Here is a 22,738-nt window from a genome sequence, read left to right on the forward strand (position 1 = left end):
ACCTGGATAGCCCTTGCGTTCCGTGGCCTCAGGCCAGCATGTCGAACGCCTGCGTCTCGACGTCGCCGAACGCGCGCGTGAAGACGGCGAGCGCCGCGTAGAACCGGGCCTTCGGATGCTGCGAAACGGCCTCGCACAGGGCTGGCAGCCAGGGCTGGATGTGCTTCGAGAAGATGGCCTGCTGCTGCGTGAGGTTGGCGACCGCTGCGTCTTCGCCGGCGATCAGGTAGCGCATGACCTCGAACAGGCAGGCGATGTGGTCCTCGGTCTCGTAGGTGGCCTCGGTGCGCGCCAGGCCCAGCCGGTCGAGGTCGTTGCGCAACTGCACGAGCGGCTTGTCGTTGAGGAAGCCGCTCAGGTAGTGCGAGCCGAAGAGGAAGACCTCGGGCTTGCCGATGCCACCGAAGAGCGCGTCGTATTCGTCGTGCGCGGTGGCCGCGCTCGTGTCGCGCGCGATGCCGACCAGCTGGCGCCACGGTTCCTCGAGAAAGGCGCCAGCGGCCGGCGCCTCGGTGGGCGCCACCTGGAAGGCCTCCAGCAGCCCGGCATCGGGTGCGGCGTACCAAAGCCGCGCCAGCAGGCCGTAGAGCTCCGCCCGGGCCACCTCCTCGTCGAGTGCGGAAGAGGCGGGAAAGGTCTGGCTCATAGCGGGGCGATCTTCACTTCGTTGGTGGCACTGTAGAGGTCGATGACGCGGCAGTCGCTGCACATCTTGAGGCGCTCCAGCGCTTCGCCCTGGAACATCGCATGTCCGGCCAGCTTGCCGAGCATGGCCTCGATCGCCTTTTGCGTGCCGAAGGGCTTGCTGCAGCGGATGCAGACCCAGGGTTTGGCCTCGTTCAGCAGCACCTGCTGCTTGCGCTCGGGCGCAGCCAGCAGGCGCGGCAAGAGCGATACGGCGTCTTCGGGGCAGGTGGTCTCGCACAAGCCGCATTGAACGCAGTTCTTCTCGATGAAGCGCAGCTGCGGTGCGCTCTGGCTGTCCAGCAGCGCGCCGGACGGGCAGGCGCCGACGCAGGCCAGGCACAGCGTGCACTTGTCCTTGTCGACCGCGATGGCACCCAGGGGCGATCCTGCCGGCAACCCGAAAGCCAGCGGTGCATCGGCCGGCGTCTGCAGGGCGGGCGCCGTGCCCATCAGGTGGTCGAGCGCCATCTCGAGCCGGTCGCGCTTGTCGGCACCAACGGCGAAGCGGGCGGGGGTGGCCGGCACGCGCTGCGTGGTCGTGCGCAGGCTGGCCAGCGCGGCATCCAGAACGGCGGGCGAGTCGGCTTCGATCACGCGGAAGTGCGTACCGGTGTAGCCCAGGCCCCGCAACAGCGCCTGCGCGATGTCCATCTGCTTCCTGAGTGCCGCGAGGTACTGCGGCGCTTCCTCTCCGGTGCAAAGCACCGCCACCTGCGAGGCGCCAAAGGCGATCGCGCTCAGCCACAGGTCGATGCCGGTGCTGGCCGCATGAAAGAGGTCCACGGGGATCACCTGCGCCGGCACGCCGTGCGCCTTGCCGAGCTGCGCCTGTCGGCCGAGCTGCTCGAGCAGCGCCTGGCCGCCTTCCTGGCTGTGCAGCAGCAGCGCGGCGTCGCGGCCGCCCGCCGATGCATAGGTGGCGAGCAGCTTGCGCAGCTTGAGCCCCTGGTCGGGCGCGCGGGGGTAGGTATAGCCCAGGGCGCCCGTCGGGCATACCGTGGTGCAGGCGCCGCAGCCCACGCACAGGTTCGGGTTGACCACGATGCGCTGGCGATCCTTGTCGCTGCTCACGGCATGGGCCGAGCACACGTCGATGCAGGCATTGCAGCCGACCACCTCGTTGCGGCTGTGCGCGCAGAGCTTCTGCTTGTAGTCGAAGAACTTGGGCTTTTCGAATTCCCCGACCAGTTCGCGCACGCGCAGCAGCGTCTGCAGGCCCTCGGCATGCGCGACGCCGCCGGACAGGTGGAAATAGCCCTGCGGCGGCGCGTGCCAGTCGATCAGCGGCGCGGTGCCAAGGTCGAGCACGAGGTCGAACGCCGCATCGAGCGCCTGGGGCTCGCGGCTGAAATCGATGGCGCCCGCCACGCTGCAGGCGCGCTCGCAATCGCGGTGCGAGGTGCAGCGCGCGTTGTCGATCTGGTAGTCCAGCCCGATGGCCTGCTCGGGGCAGGCGACGACGCAGGCGTTGCAGCGGGTGCACAGGTCGAGGTCGATCGCGTTGTCGTGCGTCCAGTGCAGCGTGAAGGCGCCGAGCCAGCCGGTGAGCGAGTCGATGTGCCCGGCAATCACCGGCCAGCGGCGCGCCTTTGCGCCGCCGCTTGCACCGGGACCCTGCTCGAGCAAGGTCACGTCGAGCGTGTCGCCGACCAGCGCCGCGGCGCGCTCGGCTTCGTCGAGCGGGCCGATGATCAGCAGCCGGCCCTGGCTGGTGTAGCTCACGGTCGAGACGGGCTCGGGCTCAGGCAGGCTGGCGGCGGCCAGCAGCGCGGCGATTTTCGGCATCGCGCTCTTGGCGTCGCGACTCCAGCCGCCCGTCTCGCGGATGTTGATGAAGCGGATCGGCGAGGTCGCGTCGGGCGTCTGCGTGGCGAGTTCGCCGAAGAGCCGTTTTTCCTGGGTGCAGGCGACGACGATCTCGTCGCCGGACTGGATGGCGCGCTGGAAGGAAGTCGCCTCGCGGCGGCACAGCGACGAATGCAGCGGAAGCGTTTCAGCCAGTGCCGCGCCGAGGGTCTTCGGCTCCAGCGGCATCGTCTGGTTGCAGTCGCAAATCAGCGTGGTGGTCATCGGTTTCTTGGCTGGCGGGCTGCATCTGGGCAACCGGCGGGCTGGGAAGCGTTTCACATTCCTTGGACTGTGCCACTTTCGCCGTCTCGGCGGTGTCGGGGGTTTCCGGGGGAGTGTCTTCGGGTGCCTCGTCGAAGAGCTTGAGGAACTTGGCGCTCGCCATCTGGCGCAGCACGCTCTCGGGCACGGGGGTGGATCGGGAATAGTCGTCGACGTAGGTGTCGAGGCCGTCCATCACGTTGAAATGCGGATCGGAAAAGAGCTTGCGCAAGGCCGCGTTCTTGACCTCGGGCGCGACCTCCCTGGCCAGGAAGGGCTTGTAGTCCGACTCGATGCCCAGCGCGTCCACGTCGGCGAGCGTCAGTGGCGGCGGAGCTTCCTGTTCACCCTCCGGGGGCAGGGCGGCAGCCTCCGCGACGGGGGCGGGCGCAGCCGCTGGCGCCGGAACAGGTTGCGCTGCCGGCGGGGCCTTTTCTTCCACGGCGGTCTCGGCCGCCCGCACCTCCTGCTTGCGGCGCGACCACCGTCCGAGAAAACCCTCAGACATCGCCAGCGCCCCGCCCGCGCTTCTTCTCGGTCGTCACGCTCGCGGCGTTGCCGAAACGGTCGACCAGCGACCGGAAGCTCTCGGGCCGCCGGCGGCGTTTGGGTTCGATCACGTAGTGCTCGTCCACGAAGGTGCGCACCCATTCGACCACCTCTGCAGGTGCCGGAACCTGTTCCACGGTTTCCTGCGCATCGAGCCAGCGTCCGGCCTCGTAGTAGCTCAGCGTCACCACGACCGGTCGCGGGATGGGCTCGGACGCGAGCGTTGCCTCCTCGTCCATGCGCCACAGCACGAACCAGCACGGCGTTGGCGTGATCGCGTTGAGGTGGTAGCCCTCGGCCTCGTCGCGGAACAGCTCGACCTTGAAGCCGGGGTGCAGCCAGTGCTGCTCGCCGCCGTCATTGCGCAGCAGGCGCGGCTCGGTGCCAAAGCTGGGCTCGTCGGGCAGCACGCTGTCGAGCGTCCAGCGCCAGGGCTGCCAGTGGCTCGAGGGGCCATGCAGGCGCTCGCGACGCATGACCACCGCGACGTCGAGCGCCGGGCGGCCGTTGGCGGCAGGAGTGTCCGAGGAAGGCATCGAACGAACGATAGCCGATGGCACGAAAGCCTGCGAGAAGTATCCCCTTCGACGGGAGGCCCGCGGATCCGGCATGTCGCGGCAGTGCGGTGGCGTAGGATTCCTGCATGGCCCCACCTGAAGACGAAGCGCCGCAGGCCTTTGATGCGGTACAGCTATCCACGCGTGCCGGGACGCCTCGCCTGAATCAGGCGCGCAGCCCGCTGTTGCGCCGCATCGAGATCGTCGACCAGCACGGAGAACGGCGCGACATCGATATTCCGGCGGAGCGGCCGTTGACCGTTTTCGTGGACAAGCGCGAGCTCGTCACGCTGATGACCCTGGGCGCCTCGCCGGAGTTGCTGGTGTTGGGCTATCTGCTGAATCAGGACCTGATCCAGCGCGCAAGCGATATCGAGAGCATCGATGTCGACTGGAGCGTGGACGCGGCCGCCGTGAAGTCGCATCGCGGCGTCGCCAGACTCAGTGAGAAGACCGCGCGCCGGGTCGTGACGACAGGTTGCGGACAAGGCACCGTTTTCGGCGATGCGATGGCCCAGATCGGCTCCGTCCGCCTGCCGGCGGCGCAATCGGCACGCATCGCCCAAGGCACGCTGCTGCGGATTCTCGAACTGATGAGATCGCGCAACAGCGTGCATCGACACGCAGGGTCGGTGCACGGCTGTGCGCTGTTCCAAGGGACCGACATGCTGGTGTTCGTGGAAGACGTCGGGAGGCACAACGCCATTGACACCATCGCAGGGTGGATGGCGGTCCATGGCATCGACGGTGGCGACAAGGTCTTCTATACGACGGGGCGTCTGACGAGCGAGATGGTCATGAAGTCGGCCCACATGGGTGTGCCGATCATCGTCTCGCGCAATGGCGTCACCGCGATGGGGCACGAGCTGGCAGGCAAGCTCGGCATGACGCTGTTCGGTCGAGCCGCCAATCGCCACTTTCTCTGCTACTGCGGGTTCGAGCGCTTCGATGCCGAGCCGCTGCCGCACGAACAGCCGCAGGACAAGACTGCGCAGTAAGTCATTAGGCCTCCGCCCCTCATTCCGATTGCACGCTGAGCGCCCCTTTCCAGTGCGCGGCGTCGCCCCGGGCAGCAGGCGTTATGCCAAATGTCCTCCACGCCGCGCGAAGCCGGAACCCCGGCGAACAGGCAACTCTCCGACAAGACGAGGCGGCGCAGGCCGTACCTGCGCTGCCTCGGCTCGCTGCAGATTGGCGCCAAGCCCTGCGGGAACCGACGTCGTTCCTTGACCATCGTTCCGCCGGCTTCAATCCGAGGGTTGCCGGTGCCGTTGAATCATTCACTCCAGAACGAGCAAGACGTCCATCTTTTCCGCGAGGGGACCCACTCCCGCCTGTATGACGTGCTGGGTTGTCATCCCTCCAAAGAGGGCGGCGCCCATTTCGCCGTGTGGGCGCCGAATGCAGAGTCGGTGTCGGTGGTGGGAGACTGGAACTACTGGTCCGGCGATGCCGATCCGCTGAGGCCCAGCGCCGATGGCACCGGCATATGGCAAGGCCATGCACCCAATGCCGCCATCGGCCAGGCCTACAAATACCGCATTCGATCCCGCTACGGCGGCTACTCGGTGGACAAGGCCGACCCGGTTGCCTTCAGTGCCGAGCCGCCACCCGCGACCGCGTCGCGCATCTGCGAGCTTTCGTACGAATGGGCAGACGCGCAGTGGATGTCCACGCGCGGCTCGCGCAATGCGCTCGACGCCCCGATGTCGGTCTACGAGGTGCATCTTGGCTCATGGCGCCGCCGCGACGGGCGATTCCTGGACTACCGGGAGCTCGCCCGCCAGCTCGCCGCCTATGTGAACGAGATGGGCTTCACGCACGTGGAGCTCATGCCCGTGACCGAGCATCCGTTCTACGGCTCGTGGGGCTACCAGACCACCGGCTACTTCGCGCCCACGTCGCGCTTCGGCTCGCCGCAGGACTTCATGTACCTGGTCGACCACCTGCACCAGCAGGGCATCGGCGTGCTGCTCGACTGGGTGCCTTCGCACTTCCCGACGGACGAGCACGGCCTTGCGTATTTCGACGGTACGCACCTCTACGAACATGCCGATCCGCGCCAGGGTTTCCATCCGGAATGGAATTCGAGCATCTTCAACTACGGCCGGCCGGAGGTGCGCAGCTTCCTGGTGTCGTCCGGCCTGTTCTGGCTCGACCTGTACCACGTCGATGGCCTGCGCGTGGATGCCGTCGCCTCGATGCTCTATCTCGACTACGCGCGCGGGCATGGCGAATGGATTCCCAACCGCCACGGCGGCCGGGAGAACCTGGAGGCGATCGATTTCATCCAGACGCTGAACCGGGCGGTCTACCGCGAGCATCCCGACGCCATCACGGTGGCGGAGGAATCGACCGCGTGGCCGCGCGTGTCGCGGCCCACCGACATGGACGGCCTCGGCTTCGGCGAGAAATGGAACATGGGCTGGATGCACGACGCGCTGGCGTACATGAAGGAAGAGCCGGTCCATCGAAAGTACCACCACCACAAGCTGACCTTCTCGCTGGTGTATGCCTTTCACGAGAACTTCGTGCTGCCGCTCTCGCATGACGAGGTGGTGCATGGCAAGGGGTCGCTGCTCAACAAGATGCCGGGCGACGAATGGCAGCAGTTCGCCAACCTGCGCGCGCTGTTCGGTTTCATGTGGGCGCATCCGGGCAAGAAGCTGCTCTTCATGGGCGGTGAATTCGGCCAGCGCCGTGAATGGACGCACGACGGCGAGCTCGAGTGGTGGGTGTGCGAGCTCGAGGGGCACGGCGGGCTGCAGCGCCTGGTGGCCCGGCTCAACCACGTCTACCGTGGCGCGCCCGCGCTCCATCAGCTGGATTTTTCGTCGCCGGGATTCGAGTGGATTGCTGCCGACGATGCCGACGCCAGCGTGTTCGCGTTCCTGCGCAAGGCGAGCGACGGCAGTCCGCCGCTGCTCGTCGTGAGCAACATGACCCCGGTGCCGCGCACCAACTACCTGCTGGGCGTGCCGCTCGGCGGCCATTGGCGCGAGGTCATCAACACCGACGCCACCGAATTCGGCGGCTCCGGCTGGGGCAATTTCGGGGGCGTCGAAGCGGCCCCCGTGCGTTCGCACCGCCGAAGGCAATCGGTGTGCCTGACGCTGCCGCCGTTGTCCACGCTGATCCTGGAGCACAGCGCCTCATGAAGAACATCTTTGCGACGCGTCCCGTACCCGCGGCGGCAGACATCGAGAAGGGCGCCGTCCGCGCCGTGATCGATGCCGTCCTGCCATGCGTGGACAACGGGCGGTTTCCCATCAAGTGCGTGGTCGGCGAGCGGGTCCGGGTTCGCGCGCATTGCTTCACCGATGGGCACGACGTGCTGCGGGTGCAGCTGTGCTGGCGCGCGCACGAGCAGGCCGACTTTCGCGAAGTACCGATGAAGCCGCTCGGCAACGACGTGTGGGAAGCCGCGTTCTCGCCGCCGTCCCTCGGTCGCTACGTCTACACCTGCGTCGCGTGGGTGGATTCCTTCGACTCGTGGCACCACGAACTCACGCGGCGCGTCGATCCCGCCGACGTACGCATCGCGGCCCAGATCGGTGCGCTCGAAATCGCCGCCGCCGCCGCGCGGGCGGAGGGTGCCGACCGCATCGAGCTCCAGCGCTGGGCGACCGAGCTCGATGCCATGGCGGCCGACCTCGGCTGCGACATCGGTTCGCTCAAGGCCTTGGCGCTCGACGAGGAATATGCCGCGCTCGTGCGCCGCCACCCCGACAGGCGGCATGAGGTGCGCTACCCCATCGAGCTGCCGCTGGCCGTCGACAGGGAGCGCGCGCGCTTCAGCACCTGGTATGAGTTGTTCCCGCGCTCGACAAGTCCCCAACCGGGCATGCACGGCACCTTCAAGGATGTGGAAGCACGCCTGCCGGCCATCGCCGCGATGGGGTTCGACGTGCTGTACTTCCCGCCGATCCATCCGATCGGCCGCGTGCAGCGCAAGGGTCCCAACAACGCGCTCGCCAGCGGTCCCGAAGACGTGGGAAGCCCATGGGCCATCGGGGCGGTAGAAGGCGGGCACAAGTCGATCCTTCCGGCGCTCGGCACGCCCGAAGACTTCCGGCGGCTGCTTGCACGCGCCGCGGAACACGGCCTCGAGATCGCGCTCGACATCGCCTTCCAGTGCGCGCCCGACCATCCCTACGTGAAGGAGCATCCCGACTGGTTCCGCTGGCGCCCCGACGGCAGCGTGCAGTACGCCGAGAACCCGCCCAAGAAGTACCAGGACATCTATCCGTTCAACTTCGAGTGCAAGGAATGGCGCGAACTGTGGGCCGAGCTCAAGAGCGTGATCGACCACTGGATCGGGGAGGGTGTGCGCATCTTCCGGGTGGACAATCCGCACACCAAGGCCTTCCCGTTCTGGGAGTGGGCGATCGGCGAGGTGAAGCGCGAACACCCCGATGTCATCTTCCTTGCCGAGGCCTTCACGCGGCCCAAGGTGATGCACCGGCTCGCGAAGCTGGGCTTCTCGCAGTCGTACACCTACTTCACCTGGCGCAACACCAAGCAGGAACTGCAGGAGTACTTCACCGAGCTTTCGAGCGCCCCCGGCATCGACTACTTCCGCCCGAATGCCTGGCCCAACACGCCCGACATCCTGCACGAGCAGCTGCAGACCGGCGAGCCCGCGGTGTTCATGGCCAGGCTCGTGCTGGCGGCCACCCTGGCGGCCAACTACGGCATCTACGGACCGGCCTACGAGTTGCGCGAGCACCTGCCGCGCGGACCCGGCAGCGAGGAATACCTCGACTCCGAGAAGTACCAGCTGCGCCACTGGAACCACGACGATCCCGCGAGCCTCGCCCCCTTCATCGCGCGGGTGAACCGCATCCGCCGCGAGAACCCGGCGCTGCAGTGGGACCGGAGCCTGCGCTTCCTGCACATCGACAACGACCGGCTGCTGGCCTATGCCAAGGAATCGCCGGACGGCCTCAATGTGATCGTCACCGTCGTCAACCTCGATCCGCACGAGCCGCAGTCGGGCTGGCTCGGGCTGGAACCCGGCAGCGTCGGCGTTCCTTCCTCGCGGGCCTTCCAGATGCACGACCTGCTGAGCGGACAGCGCTTCACCTGGCAGGGCGACTGGCACTACGTGAGGCTCGATCCGCGCAGCGTGCCCGCACACATCTTCGTGGTCCGCCGGCGCCATGGCGACGAGCGCGACTTCGATTATTTCCTGTGAGGAGGTCGCCGGCCCATGAATGCACCCGTCTCGCACATCGCGCTCGAAACCGTCGAGATCGACAACAGCGACGATCCGCTGTGGTACCGCGACGCCGTGATCTACCAGCTCAACGTCAAGGCCTTCTTCGACTCCAACAACGACGGCATGGGCGACTTCAAGGGCGTGACCGCCAAGCTCGACTACGTGAAGGAGCTGGGCGTCAACACCATCTGGCTGATGCCCTTCTACCCCTCGCCGCTGCGCGACGACGGCTACGACATCTCCGAGTACGAAGACGTGCACCCGCAGTACGGCACGCTCGACGACTTCCGCGAGATGCTGGCCGAGGCGCACAAGCGGGGCTTGCGCGTGATCACCGAGCTGGTCATCAACCACACCTCCAGCGAACACCCGTGGTTCAAGGCCGCGCGGCTCGCACCGCCCGGTTCGCCCGAGCGCAACTTCTACGTGTGGAGCGACACCGACCAGATCTACCAGGGCACGCGCATCATCTTCACCGACACCGAGACGTCGAACTGGACCTGGGACCCGGTGGCCAAGCAGTACTTCTGGCACCGCTTCTTCAGCCACCAGCCCGACCTGAACTTCGACAACCCGGCGGTGATGGAGGCCATCTTCAAGACGATGCGCTTCTGGCTCGACATGGGCGTGGACGGCTTCCGGCTCGACGCCATTCCCTACCTCGTGGAGCGCGACGGCACCAGCAACGAGAACCTGCCCGAGACGCACGCGGTGATCAAGCGGCTTCGCGCGGCCATCGATGCGCAGTACCGCAACCGCTTCCTGCTGGCCGAGGCCAACATGTGGCCCGAGGACGTACGCGAGTACTTCGGCGACGGGGACGAGTGCCACATGGCCTACCACTTCCCGCTGATGCCGCGCATGTACATGGCCATCGCGCAGGAAGACCGGCACCCCATCGTCGAGATCATGGCGCAGACGCCCGACATCCCCGAGGGCTGCCAGTGGGCCATCTTCCTGCGCAATCACGACGAGCTGACGCTCGAGATGGTGACCAGCAAGGAGCGCGACTACATGTACACCATGTACGCCGCCGACATGCGCGCACGCATCAACCTGGGCATCCGCCGCCGGCTCGCGCCGCTGATGGAGAACGACCCCGATCGCGTGAAGCTCATGAACGGCATGCTGCTGTCGATGCCGGGCTCGCCCATCATCTACTACGGCGACGAGATCGGCATGGGCGACAACGTGTTCGTGGGCGACCGCAACGGCGTGCGCACCCCGATGCAGTGGAGCCCCGACCGCAACGCCGGCTTCTCGCGTGCCGACCCGCAGCGCCTTTACCTGCAGCCGATCATGGACGCGATGTTCGGCTACGAGGCGCTCAACGTCGAGGCGCAGGCGCGCGACAGCAGCTCGCTGCTCAACTGGACCCGGCGCATGCTCGCCGTGCGCAAGACCAGCCACGCCTTCGGGCGCGGCAGGCGCCGCTTCCTGAAGCCCGGCAACCGCAAGATCCTGGCCTACCTGAGCGAGTACGACAGCGACGTGGTGCTGACGGTGTTCAACCTGTCGCGCGCGGCCCAGCCGGTGGAGCTCGACCTGTCGGAATTCAAGGGCTTCGTGCCCATCGAGATGCTGGGGCGCGCACCGTTCCCACCTATCGGCGAGCTGCCGTACCTGCTGACGCTGGCTTCGTACGGCTTCTACTGGTTCAAGCTCACCGCCGAGGCCGATGCGCCGAGCTGGCACCAGGAAGGCGTGGCGCTGCAGGAGTGGCCCACGCTGGTGCTGTTCGACGGCTGGACCAGCTTCTTCCGCGACCGCGTGATGCCCTGGCGCATCAACATGGCCGAGCGCATGCGCAACCAGTTCGAGCTGGAGATCCTGCCGCGCCACATCGAGATCCAGCGCTGGTATGCCTCCAAGGGCACGGTCATCGGGCGCGCACGGCTGGTGGACCATGCCGTGTGGGAGGTCGGCGGCCTGAGCTGGATGCTGCCGCTGCTGGATCTCGACGGACCGTCCGGCGGCGCCACCTACTTCATGCCGCTCGCGCTGGCGTGGGAAGAGCGCGACGAGGAGCGCATGGCCGGCGTGGCGCAGGCCGCGATCGCGAAGGTGCGGCAGCAGGCGCAGGTCGGGCTGATGGGCGACGCCTTCTACGACGAGGCCTTCTGCCGCGAGCTGGTGCGTGCCATCGGCAAGGGGACCGAGCTCGCGACGGCGAACGGCAGGCTGGTCTTCAAGCCGACCGCGGCCTTCGCGCAGGTCGGCGCCGACATCGACGCGCTGCCTGTGGGCCGCCCGAGCGGCGTGAGCAGCAACACCGTGGTCACGCTGGACGAGACCCTGTTCCTCAAGGGCTATCGGCACGTGCGCGAAGGCATCAACCCCGAGCTGGAGATGGGCCGCTTCCTGACCGAGGTGGCGCGCTACCCGCACTGCGTGCCGGTGCTCGGCGCGCTCGAATACATGGCGAACGACGGGCGCACGATCACGCTTGCCATGGTGCAGAGCTACGTGTCCAACCAGGGCGACGGCTGGGACTACACGCTCGGCTACCTCGAGCGCTTCCTGCGCGACGTGGCCACCACCGACGGCAGCGCGCCCACCGTGTCCGAGGTGCACGGCGGCTTCCTCGCGCTGATGGCCACGCTGGGCCGCCGCACGGCCGAGCTGCACCAGGCGCTCGCCGTGCGCACGGGCGCCGCCGCATTCGACCCCGAGCCGCTGGCGTCTGCCGACTTCACAGGGTTCAAGGCCCATGCCGCGAGCGACGCGGAGGCAACGCTCGCGCTGCTGCGCGAACGGCTCGACCTGCTGCCGCCCACGGTGCAGGCCGACGCACGCACGCTGCTCGCGGCAGCGAGCACGCTGCAGGCCGGCATCGAGGCGAGACGGCCGGTGGAAGGCTCCGGCATCAAGAGCCGCTACCACGGCGACTACCACCTCGGCCAGGTGCTGGTGAAGGACAACGACTTCGTCATCATCGATTTCGAGGGCGAGCCCGCGCGCAGCTTCGAGGAACGCCGCACCAAGAGCTCGCCGCTGCGCGACGTGGCCGGCATGCTGCGCTCGTTCAACTACGCGCGCTGGTCGGCGCTGCGCCGGGTGGCGCAGAACCCCGACGAAGCCGAGCGGCTGGCCGCCCCGGCCGTTGCGTGGGAGCAGGCGACCCGCGAAGCTTTCCTGGCGGGCTACGGCGGGGCGCTCGACGGCGAACTGCTCGCGCTGTTCGAACTCGAGAAAGCCCTCTACGAGTTGCGCTACGAACTCGACAACCGTGTCGATTGGGCGCAGGTGCCGCTGAATGGCGTGCTCGCGCTCCTCCAACCGTCCCGCGCCTGACGTTGTCGACGCAACCCCCAAGGGAGCTCACACCATGGAAAACTTCGGCATTCACCTGGAGCCGCTGCGCGCCATCCTCTACCAGGTCGGCGCCTTCGTGCCGCGCCTGCTGATCGCGGTGGTCGTGGTCATCGCCGGCTGGCTGGTCGCCAAGGCGGTGCGCTTCGCGGTGACCAAGGCGCTGCGCGCCGTCAACTTCAACGTGCTGACCGAGCGCGCGGGGCTCGACAACTTCCTGCGCCAGGGCGGGCTCGCGGGGGACACCAGCACCCTGTTCGGCATCCTCGCCTACTGGCTGGTGATCTTCGCCTCGCTGCTCATCGCCTTCAACGGCATGGGGCTGAGCTACATCGCCGACCTGCTCGGGCGCATCGTCTGGTTCGTGCCGAACGTGTTCGTGGCGCTGCTGGTGCTGGCTTTCGGCTCCTATTTCGCGCGCTTCGTGGGCGATGCGGTGTCGAGTTACTTCCGCGGCATCCAGATGCAGGACGCGGCCCTCTTCGGCAAGGTGGCGCAGTACGCGGTGATGGCGTTCGTGATCCTGATCGCGCTCGACCAGATCAAGGTCGGCGGCGACATCGTGCGCGAGAGCTTCCTCGTGATCCTCGCCGGCGTGGTCTTTGCGCTTGCCCTGGCCTTCGGGCTGGCGGGCAAGGACTGGGCGAAGGCGCAGATCGAACACTGGTGGCCGCGGCAGATCAGGGGCGGCAAGCCGCCGCCGCCGAACGTGACCACCGTCGACAGTTCCACTCCGCGTCCCGGCAACGATCGCCTGCCGCACTGAATGACACGAAAACCCAATCCGTCGATCACGGCCGTCTGGCCCGGCCGACCGTATCCGCGCGGCGCCACCTGGGACGGAGCGGGCGTCAATTTCGCCCTGTTCTCGCAGCATTCGAGCGGCGTCGAGCTGTGCCTGTTCGACGAGCGCGGGCGCCATGAGCTGCAGCGCATCCCGATGCGCGAACGCACCGACGGCGTATGGCATTGCTACCTGCCCGAGGCGCGCCCCGGCCAGGCCTACGGCTACCGCGTGCACGGCCCCTACAAGCCGGAGGAGGGACATCGCTTCAACGCCAACAAGCTGCTGGTCGACCCGTATGCGAAGGACCTGGCTGGCGAGCTGCGATGGGGCGACGCGCTCTACGGCTACACCGTGGGCAGCAAGCGCGAGGACCTTTCCTTCGACCGCCGCGACAGCGCGCCGCTGATGCCCAAGGGCCGAGTGCTCGAGACCGCCTTCACCTGGGGAGACGACCGCCGCCCCCTCGTGCCGTGGCAGGACATGGTGATCTACGAGATGCACGTGCGCGGCTTCACCATGACGCACCCCGACGTGCCGCCCGCGCCGCGCGGCACCTACGCCGGCCTGGGCTGCGCGCCGGTGGTCGACTACCTCAAGCGCCTGGGCGTGACCACGGTGGAGCTGCTGCCGGTGCACAGCTTCCTCAACGACCGGCACCTTGCCGAGCGCGGCCTGCAGAACTACTGGGGCTACAACACGCTGGCCTTCTTCGCGCCCGAGACGCGCTACAGCGCCTCGGGCAAGGTGAAGGAGTTCAAGACCATGGTGAAGACGCTGCATTCGGCAGGCATCGAGGTGATCCTCGACGTGGTCTACAACCACACCTGCGAGGGCAACCAGCTCGGGCCCACACTGTCGATGCGCGGCGTGGACAACGCCTCCTACTACATCGCCAACGCCGACAACCGACGCTACTACGACGACTTCACCGGCTGCGGCAACACCGTGAACCTGGAGCATCCGCACGCGCTGCAGCTGGTGATGGACTCGCTGCGCTACTGGGCCGAGGAGATGCACGTCGACGGCTTCCGCTTCGACCTGGCCTCGGCGCTGGCGCGCGAGTCGGGCAAGGTCGAGAACCTCGGCGGCTTCTTCGACGCCATCCGCCAGGACCCGACGCTCAACCGCGTGAAGCTCATCGCCGAGCCCTGGGACCTGGGCCACGGCGGCTACCAGGTGGGCAACTTCCCGCTCGGCTGGGCCGAATGGAACGACCAGTACCGCGACGGCATGCGCGGCTTCTGGAAGGGCGACGGCGGGCTGCTCGGCGAGATGGCCAGGCGCGTCACCGGCTCCGAGGACCTGTACGGCTGGTCCGGCAAGAAGCCCACTGCCAGCATCAACTTCGTGACCGCGCACGACGGCTTCACGCTGCATGACCTCGTCTCGTACAACGACAAGCACAACGAGCCCAACGGCGAGGACAACCGCGACGGCAACAGCCACAACGTCTCGTGGAACTGCGGTGTCGAGGGCCCCACCGACGACCCCGAAGTGCTCACGCTGCGCGAGCGGCAGAAGCGCAACCTGCTGGCCACGTTGCTGCTCTCGCAGGGTGTGCCGATGCTGCTGGCGGGCGACGAGCGCGGCCACACGCAGCAGGGCAACAACAATGTCTACTGCCAGGACAACGAGGTCGGCTGGCTCGACTGGACGCCCTCGCCGGAGAGTTCGGCGCTCACGAGCTTCGTCGAACGCATGATCTCGCTGCGGCGCGCGCATCCATCATTCCGGCGCCGTTCGTTCTTCGCAGGCCAGCCGGCGGAAGGCGAGAGCGTGACCGACGTGCACTGGCTCAAGCCCGACGGCACGGAGATGCAGCCCGAGAACTGGAACGACGCGAACGCGCGCTGCATCGCGATGTACATCCCCGGCGGCGGCATCGTCGACCGCGGGCCGCGCGGCGAGGCGCAGCACGACGACGATTTCCTGGTGCTGTTCAACGCCCACCACGACGAGATTCCCTTCACGCTGCCGGCGACCCCGCATGGGGCCTGGCGGCTGCTGGTCGACACCGCCGGCAGCGCGCCGCCGCTCGCCACCGTGGACGCCGCCACGCCGGCCCCGGCGTGGACACAGCCGGCCTATCCCCTGCAATGCCGCTCGCTCGCTGTGTTGAACCGGCCCGGCATGAGGCCATGAACCCCGGAGGCACCCCATGAGCACCCGTTCGCACCACATGCCGTTCGGCGCCACCGTGCAGGCGGGGGGTGGCGGGGTGGAGTTCGCCCTCTGGGCGCCTTCGGAGCCGTCCGTCGTGCTCGAACACCGCGCCGCCGGGGGCGAGGCGGTCTCCAGGCCGATGGAGCGCGACCACCGCGGCTGGCATCGGCTGCTGGTGCCGCAGGCAGGGCACGGCGACCGCTACAGCTACCTGCTGGCCAACGGCTCGCGCGTGCCCGATCCGGCCTCGCGATTCAATCCCGACGACGTGCACGGCCCGAGCGCCGTGATGGACCCGCACCGCTTCGGGTGGACCGACGACGCCTGGCGCGGCCGCCCGTGGGAGGAGGCGGTGGTCTACGAACTGCACGTCGGCGCCTTCACGCAGGAGGGCACCTTCGATGCGGCGCGGGAGCGGCTCGGCGAGCTCGCCGAGCTCGGCATTACCGCCATCGAGCTCATGCCGCTGGCCGACTTTCCGGGCCGGCGCAACTGGGGGTACGACGGCGTGCTGCCGTTCGCGCCGGACGCCGCCTACGGCACGCCGGACGATCTCAAGGCGCTGGTCGACGCTGCGCATTCGCTCGGGCTGATGGTGCTGCTGGACGTGGTCTACAACCACTTCGGCCCGGAGGGCAACCACCTGCATGCCTACTGTCCCGAGTTCTTCAACCCCGGGCACCGGACGCCGTGGGGCGCCGCGATCAATTTCGACGGACCGGGCTCGCGCACCGTGCGCGACTTCTTCCTGCACAACGCGCTCTACTGGATCGAGGAGTTCCGCTTCGACGGCCTGCGCATGGACGCCGTCCACGCGATCCACGACGAGACGCGGCCGCACATCGTGCGCGAGATCCGCGAGGCGCTGGACGCCGGCCCCGCCCGCGAGCGCCACGTCCACCTGGTGTTGGAGAACGATGCCAACCAGGCCTCGATGCTCGTACGCGACGACCACGGCCTGCCGGTTGCGGCAACGGCGTAGTGGAACGACGACCTGCACCACGCGGTGCACGTGCTGGCCACCGGCGAGCGCGACGGCTACTACGCGGACTATGCCGACGACCCGGCATGCCGTTTCGCGCAGGCGCTGGCCGAGGGCTTCATCTACCAGGGGCAGCCCTCGTCCTTCCGCCAGGGCGAGCGGCGTGGCGAGCCGAGCACGCAACTGCCGCCGCAGGCGTTCGTGTCGTTTCTCCAGACTCACGACCAGGTCGGCAACCGCGCATTCGGCGAACGCATCCACGCGCTCGGCGATCCGGTACTGCCGCGCGCGGCGATGGCCTGCCTGCTGCTGTGCCCGCATGTGCCGATGCTCTTCATGGGCGACGAGTTCGCCGCCTCCACGCCGTTCCAATATTTCTGCGACTTCGGCCCCGAGCTGGCGGCGGCGGTGTCCGATGGGCGGCGTTCGGAGTTCGGCGGTTTCGCGGCGTTTGCCGACGAGGCAGCCCGCGCGCGCATTCCGGACCCCAACGCCGAATCGACCTTTCTCGCGTCGAAGCTGCACTGGCGCGAGCGCGGCGCGCGCGCGCATTTCGCGAGGCTCAGCGAGGTGACGCAGCTGCTGCGCCTGCGCCAGCGCTTCGTGGTGCCGCGGCTCGCCGGTACCTCGGGCGCGGGCAGCTACCGCTGCGAGAACGGCCTGCTCCAGGTGCAGTGGAGCCTGGGGCCCTTGCAACAAGGCCGGCCGGGGGCACGGTTGTACCTGCTCGCGCATTTCGGTTCGCAGCCGGCCGATGGCGTCGAGCCGTCGCCGGGCGCCGTGGTCCATAGCGACGGCGTGGCCGATCGCCAGGGCAGCCTGCGCTGCGCGCGCGGCGCGGTGCATGTGACGCTGGAGGATCTGCATGGCGCATGAGCCGCACCACCACGGCATCACTGGCGAACTCGGGCGGCTGTGCGAGCACTTCGGCATCGACACCGGCTATTTCGACGCATTCGGCGTGCGTCGCGAGGTTTCCGCGCAGAGCCTGATTGCTCTGCTCGCAGAGTTCGGCGTGCACATCGGCGATGCGGACGATACGGCCGATACGGCCCACGCCCTCGAGGCGGCACACCGCGCGCGCAGCTCCGAGATGCTGCCGCCGGCCGTGGCCGTGCAGGCGTCGAGCCGCGAGTGGCAGGTGCCGCTGCGGCTGCCGGTTTCGACGGGCCGGCTTCGATGGGAACTCATCGACGAACAAGGCCGTACGCGGCAGGGCGAAGCGGATGCCGGGGCGCTGCCCGAAACCGGCCGCATCGAAAGCGGCGGGCATGTGTGCGAGCGTGTCCTGCACCTCCCGTCGAGCCTCGAAGCGGGCTACTGCCGGCTGCGCATCGAAGGCGAAGGCCTGCGTGGCGAGACGCTGGTGCTGGTCTCGCCGGGCCGTTGCTACCGGCCTCCCGCGGTGCGCGACGGCGGCCGCGTGTGGGGCGTGTCGGTGCAGCTCTACAGCCTGCGCTCGCCGCGCAACTGGGGCATCGGCGACTTCAGCGATCTTGAAGAACTGGCCGTGCAGATGGCGGCGCAGGGCGCCGACATCATCGGCCTCAACCCGCTGCACGCCTTGTTCGCCAGCACCCCGCAACACGTGAGCCCCTACAGCCCTTCGTCCCGCCTGCAGCTCAACGCGCTCTACATCGACGTGGAGGCAGTGCCGGACTTCGCAGATTGCGCGCCGGCCCGCGAGCGGGTGCATTCGCCCGATTTCCAGTCGCACCTTGCCGCCTTGCGCGCGGCGCCCCTGGTGGACTACCCGGGCGTGGCCGCCGCGAAGTTCGAAGTGCTCGCCTTGCTGTTCAGCCATTTCTGCGAGCGCCATCTGCCGTCCGAAGGGCCGCCCGACGAAACGGGCCAGGCGTTCATGGCCTTCGTCGCGGAGCGTGGCGAGGCGCTGCGCCGGCACGCGCTTTTCGAAGCGTTGCAGGCCCACTTCCTCACGCACGAAGGAGGCGCGTGGGACTGGCACGCGTGGCCGACTGCCTACCAGGACCCGGATTCCGCCGAGGTGAGTGCATTCGCGGTGGTGTATGCGCAGCGCGTGCAGTTCCACCAGTACCTCCAGTGGCTGGCCGCCAGCCAGCTGGCCGCGGCCGCCGCTCGCTGCAGCGCGCTCGGCATGGGCGTTGGCCTGTACGTGGACCTGGCGGTGTCGGTCGACCGCGCCGGTTCCGACGCCTGGGCCCTGCAGCAGGGCCTTGCCGGAGGTGCCAGCATCGGTGCACCGCCTGACGAGTTCAATCCTGCCGGACAGGGCTGGGGCCTGCCGCCATTGCGCCCCGACCGTTTGCGTGCGGAGGGCTATCGCTACTTCATCGACACGCTGCGTGCCGGCATGCGCGGCGCGGGTGCATTGCGCATCGACCACGTGATGGGCCTGATGCGCCTGTTCTGGATTCCGCCCGGGCGCGATGCGAAAGAGGGCGCCTACGTCCACTACGCGCTGGACGAGATGCTGGCCGTGGTGGCGATAGAGAGTCACCGGCATCGCTGCATGGTGGTGGGCGAAGACCTGGGCACGGTCGAGGACGCGTTGCGCGACGCGCTCTTGCGTGCCGACGTGTTGTCCTATCGCCTGCTCTATTTCGAGAAGGAGCCGCAGGGCGGCGGATTCAAGCCGCCCGCCGCCTATCCGCCCGCCGCGCTGGCCGCGGTCAGCACGCACGACCTCGCGACCTTCGCGGGCTGGTGGACGGCGCAAGACCTTAGTGAACGCCTCGCGCTCGGCCTGTTCCCCGATCCGGCGATCTTCGACAAGCAGCTGACCGACCGGGCGCACGAGCGCATGCAGCTGATGCACGCGATGCTGCGGGCCGGCCTGCTGTCGCGCGAAGACATGGCGCAGGCCGCCGGCCTTGCGATGCCGACCGGCCGCATCGTGGAAGCGGCGCATGCGTTCCTGGCGGCCTCGCCGTCGGCGCTGATGCTGGTCCAGCTCGAAGACGTGGCGGAGGTGGTCGCCCAGGCCAACATGCCGGGCACGGTCGATACGCATCCGAACTGGCGGCGCAAGCTGCCCGTCTCGAGCACGGCGCTGGCCGGCGGCGAACGCATGCGCGGCCTCGGCCGGTTGCTGCGTGCCCAGAGGCCGCGCCTTGTCGAACCCGCGGCATCGCCGGGCCTGCAGACCCGCGTGCCGCGCGCCACCTACCGGCTTCAGCTCCACAAGGACTTCGGCTTCGACGAGGCGATCCGCGTGCTGCCGTATCTCGCAAGGCTCGGCGTGAGCCACGTGTACTGCTCGCCGATCCAGCGGGCGCGCGCCGGCAGCATGCATGGCTACGACGTGGTGGCGCACGCGGAGATCAACCCCGAGCTGGGTGGCGCCGAAGGCTTCGCGCGCTTCGTCGCCGCGCTGAAGGCCAACGGCCTCGGCCAGCTGCTGGACATGGTGCCCAACCACATGGGCGTGTTCGGCGCCGACAACGCATGGTGGATGGACGTGCTGGAAAACGGCCCCGCCTCTCTGTTCGCGCAGCACTTCGACATCGACTGGCAGCCGCTCAACGTGGAGCTTGCCGGCAGGGTGCTGCTGCCCGTGCTCGGTGGGCACTATGGCGAGGTGCTGGAAAACGGCGAACTGGTTCTTCGCTTCGAGGATGCGGCCGGCAGCCTGGCGATCCGCTACTTCGATCACCGCTTTCCGCTCGCGCCGGAGAGCTATCCGGCGGTGCTGCACCGGGCGCTCGCGCGGCTCGGCGACGCGACCGCATCCGGGCATCTCGCAAGCCTTGTCACCGCGTTCGGCCACCTGCCCGGGCGCAATGCGGCGTCGCCGGAAGAACGCGCGGAGCGTGTGCGCGACAAGGAGCTGCTCAAGGCGCGGCTTGCGCTGCTCGTGCGGCGGCGCCCCGCGGTGGCGCAGGCGATCCAGGCGTCGGTGGCGGAGCTGAACCTCGCCCTGCCGGAAGCGCGCGATGCACTGCACCGGCTGATCGACGCGCAGGCCTACCGGCTCGCGCACTGGCGGATGGCAGCCGACGAGATCAACTACCGGCGCTTCTTCGACATCAACGACCTGGCCGCCATCCGCATCGAGCGCGACGAGGTGTTCGAGGCCACGCAGTCGTTCGTGCTCGAGCTGGCTGCGGCCGGGGCGGTGGACGGCCTGCGCATCGACCACCCCGACGGGCTCTACGACCCCGCCGGCTACTTCCACAAGCTGCAGGAGGGCTATGCGCGCCGTGCCGGCCTCGTGCTGCCGGCCGCCGATGCGCAAGGACGGCCCGCGCGGCCGCTGTACGTGGTGGCCGAGAAGATCGCGGGCGCGAACGAGGAAGTGCCCGAGACCTGGCACGTGCACGGGACCACGGGCTATCGCTTCGCCAACGTTGCCAACGGCGTGCTGGTCGACACGGCAGCCGAGTCGGATGTTCTCCACGCCTGGCAGCGCTTCACCGGCGACACTCAGGACTTCGCCGCGGTGGCGCGGTCGGGTCGGCGGGAGGTGATGCGCAACGCGTTGGCGTCGGAGCTCAACGTGCTGGCCACCGAGCTGCTGCGCATCGCCCGCGCCGACCGCAGCACGCGCGACTACACGCTCAACGCGCTGCGCCGGGCCCTCGCGGGCGTGGCTTCGTGCATGCCGGTGTATCGCACCTACATCGTCGATGGCCTCTCGGCACAGGACGAGCGGGTCATCGACGAGGCCGTCGACGCGGCCGCCCGCAGCAGCGGCGATGCCGACCGCTCGATCTTCCTCTTCGTGCGCAGCGCACTGCGGGGAGAGGCCGTTCATGCCGCGCCGGCACTGGGCGAACGGGCGCGCCACTTCGCGCGGCGCTTCCAGCAGTTCAGCGCGCCGGTGGCGGCCAAGGGCGTGGAAGACACCGCGTTCTACCGCTACTTTCCGCTCTGCTCGCTCAACGAAGTGGGCGGCGAGCCCGACCGCTTCGGCATCGAGGTCGAGGAATTCCACGCGCTCAGCGCCGACCGCGCGCTGCGCTGGCCGCACACGATGCTGGCCACCTCGACGCACGACAACAAGCGCTCGGAGGACGTGCGCAACCGGATCGACGTGCTGTCCGAGATGCCCGATGAATGGATGCACGCGCTGGCGCGATGGCACGCCCAGTGCCGCGGCGCGCACAGGAAGCTGCCCGGCGGCGAGGCTCCCTCGCGCGCGGACGAATACCTGCTCTACCAGACGCTGCTCGGCACCCTGCCGGTGGGCGGGCTGGCCGCAGATGCGGTTGCGGGCTACAGCAACCGCATCTGGCACTACATGCAGAAGGCCGCGCGCGAATCGAAGCTGCGCACGCGATGGTCCCAGCCCGATGCCGACTACGAGGCGGTGCTCGAGACCTTCGTGCGCGAGATCCTGGGCGACCCGAGCGAAGGCGCCTGCCTGTCCGACATCCAGCGCATGGCGGACAGGCTGGCGTGGTTCGGCGCGTGGAACAGCCTGACCCTGACCTTGCTCAAGTACGGCTCCCCCGGCGTGCCCGATCTCTACCAGGGCAGCGAACTCATCGAGCTGAGCCTCGTCGATCCGGACAACCGGCGCCCGGTCGACTACGCGCTGCGCCAGCAGCGCCTCGACGAGCTGCATGCCGTGGCCGAGGGCGATGGCCTTGCCGAGCGGGTCGGCGCGCTGGCGGCGGCCCCGCACGACGGCCGCGCGAAGCTCTGGTTCATCTGGCGGCTGCTGTCGCTGCGGCGGCAGCAGCCGCTGCTGTTCCAGCAGGGCAGCTATGAACCGCTGGAGGTCGAGGGGCCGTTGTCGAGGCACGTCGTGGCCTTCGGGCGGCTGCATGGCGACCGCATGCTCGTGATCGTGGCGAGTCGGCTGTTCGTGGGGCTTCCGCATCGGGAAGCGATGGGCCATGCCCCGGCCCTGCCCGATGCGGCGAGGTGGCGCGGCACGGCGGTGCGGCTTCCCGCAGGCCACGACGGGGGCGTGCTGAAGAACGTGCTGACCGGCGAGCCCGTGGCGGCCGCTGGCGGCACCGTGAGCCTCGACGTGGTTTTCCGCCGCATGCCGTGGGCGGCGCTGGTGGCTGCCCGTACCGCCTGAACCTCGATACAAGTGCGCAGGCGCAACGGCCCGCCCGCGGTGCAATGCGGCTTCCTGGCGTGGATGTCCGCGGTCCACAACGCCACGTCCTCGGCCGTCATGCTGCTCGCGCCGGTGAGGCGTCCGTCCACGTAGCCCAGCCGCTCCACGTCGTGGAGGTATTGCTCGCGCGACAGCAGGGTGCCGGCGCATACGTTCTCGTGCGTGGCCGGCGCCTCGTGCATTTCATTGGCCAGGCGCTCCATCAGCCGGGACATGACCCAGTCCGGAACGTGATGGCGCTGACCAGGGTAGATGTAGCCGAACAGCGTGAGGTGGGCCAGCAGCACCCGCCAGTGCGGGCCGAAGCGCTCGAGCA

General features: G+C 68.5%; 11 protein-coding genes and 1 pseudogene. 8 read left to right on the plus strand and 4 right to left on the minus strand.

The genetic code is table 11. The features are described from left to right. Positions 1 to 28 precede the first annotated feature (28 nt). From ACEOAB_RS10470 to ACEOAB_RS10485, 4 genes are read right to left on the minus strand one after another with little or no spacing between them, the layout of a single operon-like run. The gene (locus ACEOAB_RS10470; protein WP_413749151.1) at positions 29 to 646 is read right to left on the minus strand and encodes a TorD/DmsD family molecular chaperone; all 618 of its coding nucleotides are present in this window, start codon (positions 644 to 646) and stop codon (positions 29 to 31) included. Continuing rightward, the gene (locus ACEOAB_RS10475) at positions 643 to 2,721 is read right to left on the minus strand and encodes a 4Fe-4S binding protein (RefSeq protein WP_495653835.1); all 2,079 of its coding nucleotides are present in this window, start codon (positions 2,719 to 2,721) and stop codon (positions 643 to 645) included. Before ACEOAB_RS10475 ends, ACEOAB_RS10470 begins: the two co-directional genes overlap by 4 nt. After that, on the minus strand, positions 2,681 to 3,304 hold the full coding sequence (locus tag ACEOAB_RS10480) for a DUF3306 domain-containing protein (RefSeq protein ID WP_413749150.1): 624 nt from the start codon (positions 3,302 to 3,304) through the stop codon (positions 2,681 to 2,683). Before ACEOAB_RS10480 ends, ACEOAB_RS10475 begins: the two co-directional genes overlap by 41 nt. After that, a complete protein-coding gene (locus ACEOAB_RS10485) occupies positions 3,297 to 3,881 on the minus strand; it encodes a DUF3305 domain-containing protein (protein ID WP_413749149.1) in 585 nt (194 codons plus the stop codon). The genes ACEOAB_RS10480 and ACEOAB_RS10485 overlap by 8 nt, the downstream gene beginning before the upstream one ends. 107 nt (positions 3,882 to 3,988) lie before the next feature. Between ACEOAB_RS10485 and ACEOAB_RS10490 the strand changes: the two genes are divergently transcribed. From ACEOAB_RS10490 to ACEOAB_RS10525, 8 genes and pseudogenes are all read left to right on the plus strand, one after another. Then, positions 3,989 to 4,900 carry a formate dehydrogenase accessory sulfurtransferase FdhD gene (locus ACEOAB_RS10490; RefSeq protein WP_413749148.1) on the plus strand — a complete coding sequence of 304 codons (912 nt, stop codon included), beginning with the start codon at positions 3,989 to 3,991 and terminating at the stop codon, positions 4,898 to 4,900. Positions 4,901 to 5,167: 267 nt separating this feature from the next. Beyond that, positions 5,168 to 7,060, plus strand: a complete 1,893-nt coding sequence (gene glgB / locus ACEOAB_RS10495; RefSeq protein ID WP_495653699.1) for a 1,4-alpha-glucan branching protein GlgB — start codon at positions 5,168 to 5,170, stop codon at positions 7,058 to 7,060. After that, the gene (locus ACEOAB_RS10500) at positions 7,057 to 9,099 is read left to right on the plus strand and encodes an alpha-1,4-glucan--maltose-1-phosphate maltosyltransferase (RefSeq protein ID WP_413749146.1); all 2,043 of its coding nucleotides are present in this window, start codon (positions 7,057 to 7,059) and stop codon (positions 9,097 to 9,099) included. The genes glgB and ACEOAB_RS10500 overlap by 4 nt, the downstream gene beginning before the upstream one ends. Positions 9,100 to 9,114: 15 nt before the next feature. Beyond that, complete coding sequence (treS, locus tag ACEOAB_RS10505; protein WP_413749145.1) at positions 9,115 to 12,417, plus strand: maltose alpha-D-glucosyltransferase; 3,303 nt, start codon at positions 9,115 to 9,117, stop codon at positions 12,415 to 12,417. A gap of 34 nt (positions 12,418 to 12,451) precedes the next feature. Further along, on the plus strand, positions 12,452 to 13,201 hold the full coding sequence (locus ACEOAB_RS10510) for a mechanosensitive ion channel family protein (protein ID WP_413749144.1): 750 nt from the start codon (positions 12,452 to 12,454) through the stop codon (positions 13,199 to 13,201). Further along, complete coding sequence (glgX, locus tag ACEOAB_RS10515) at positions 13,202 to 15,364, plus strand: glycogen debranching protein GlgX (RefSeq protein WP_495653700.1); 2,163 nt, start codon at positions 13,202 to 13,204, stop codon at positions 15,362 to 15,364. A 16-nt stretch (positions 15,365 to 15,380) separates the two neighbouring features. Next, positions 15,381 to 17,243: pseudogene (gene treZ, locus ACEOAB_RS10520) on the plus strand (malto-oligosyltrehalose trehalohydrolase). Continuing rightward, positions 17,233 to 22,380 carry a malto-oligosyltrehalose synthase gene (locus ACEOAB_RS10525; RefSeq protein ID WP_495653701.1) on the plus strand — a complete coding sequence of 1,716 codons (5,148 nt, stop codon included), beginning with the start codon at positions 17,233 to 17,235 and terminating at the stop codon, positions 22,378 to 22,380. Before treZ ends, ACEOAB_RS10525 begins: the two are co-directional and overlap by 11 nt. Positions 22,381 to 22,738: the final 358 nt, after the last annotated feature.

This window comes from Variovorax sp. Varisp53, from assembly GCF_059491555.1.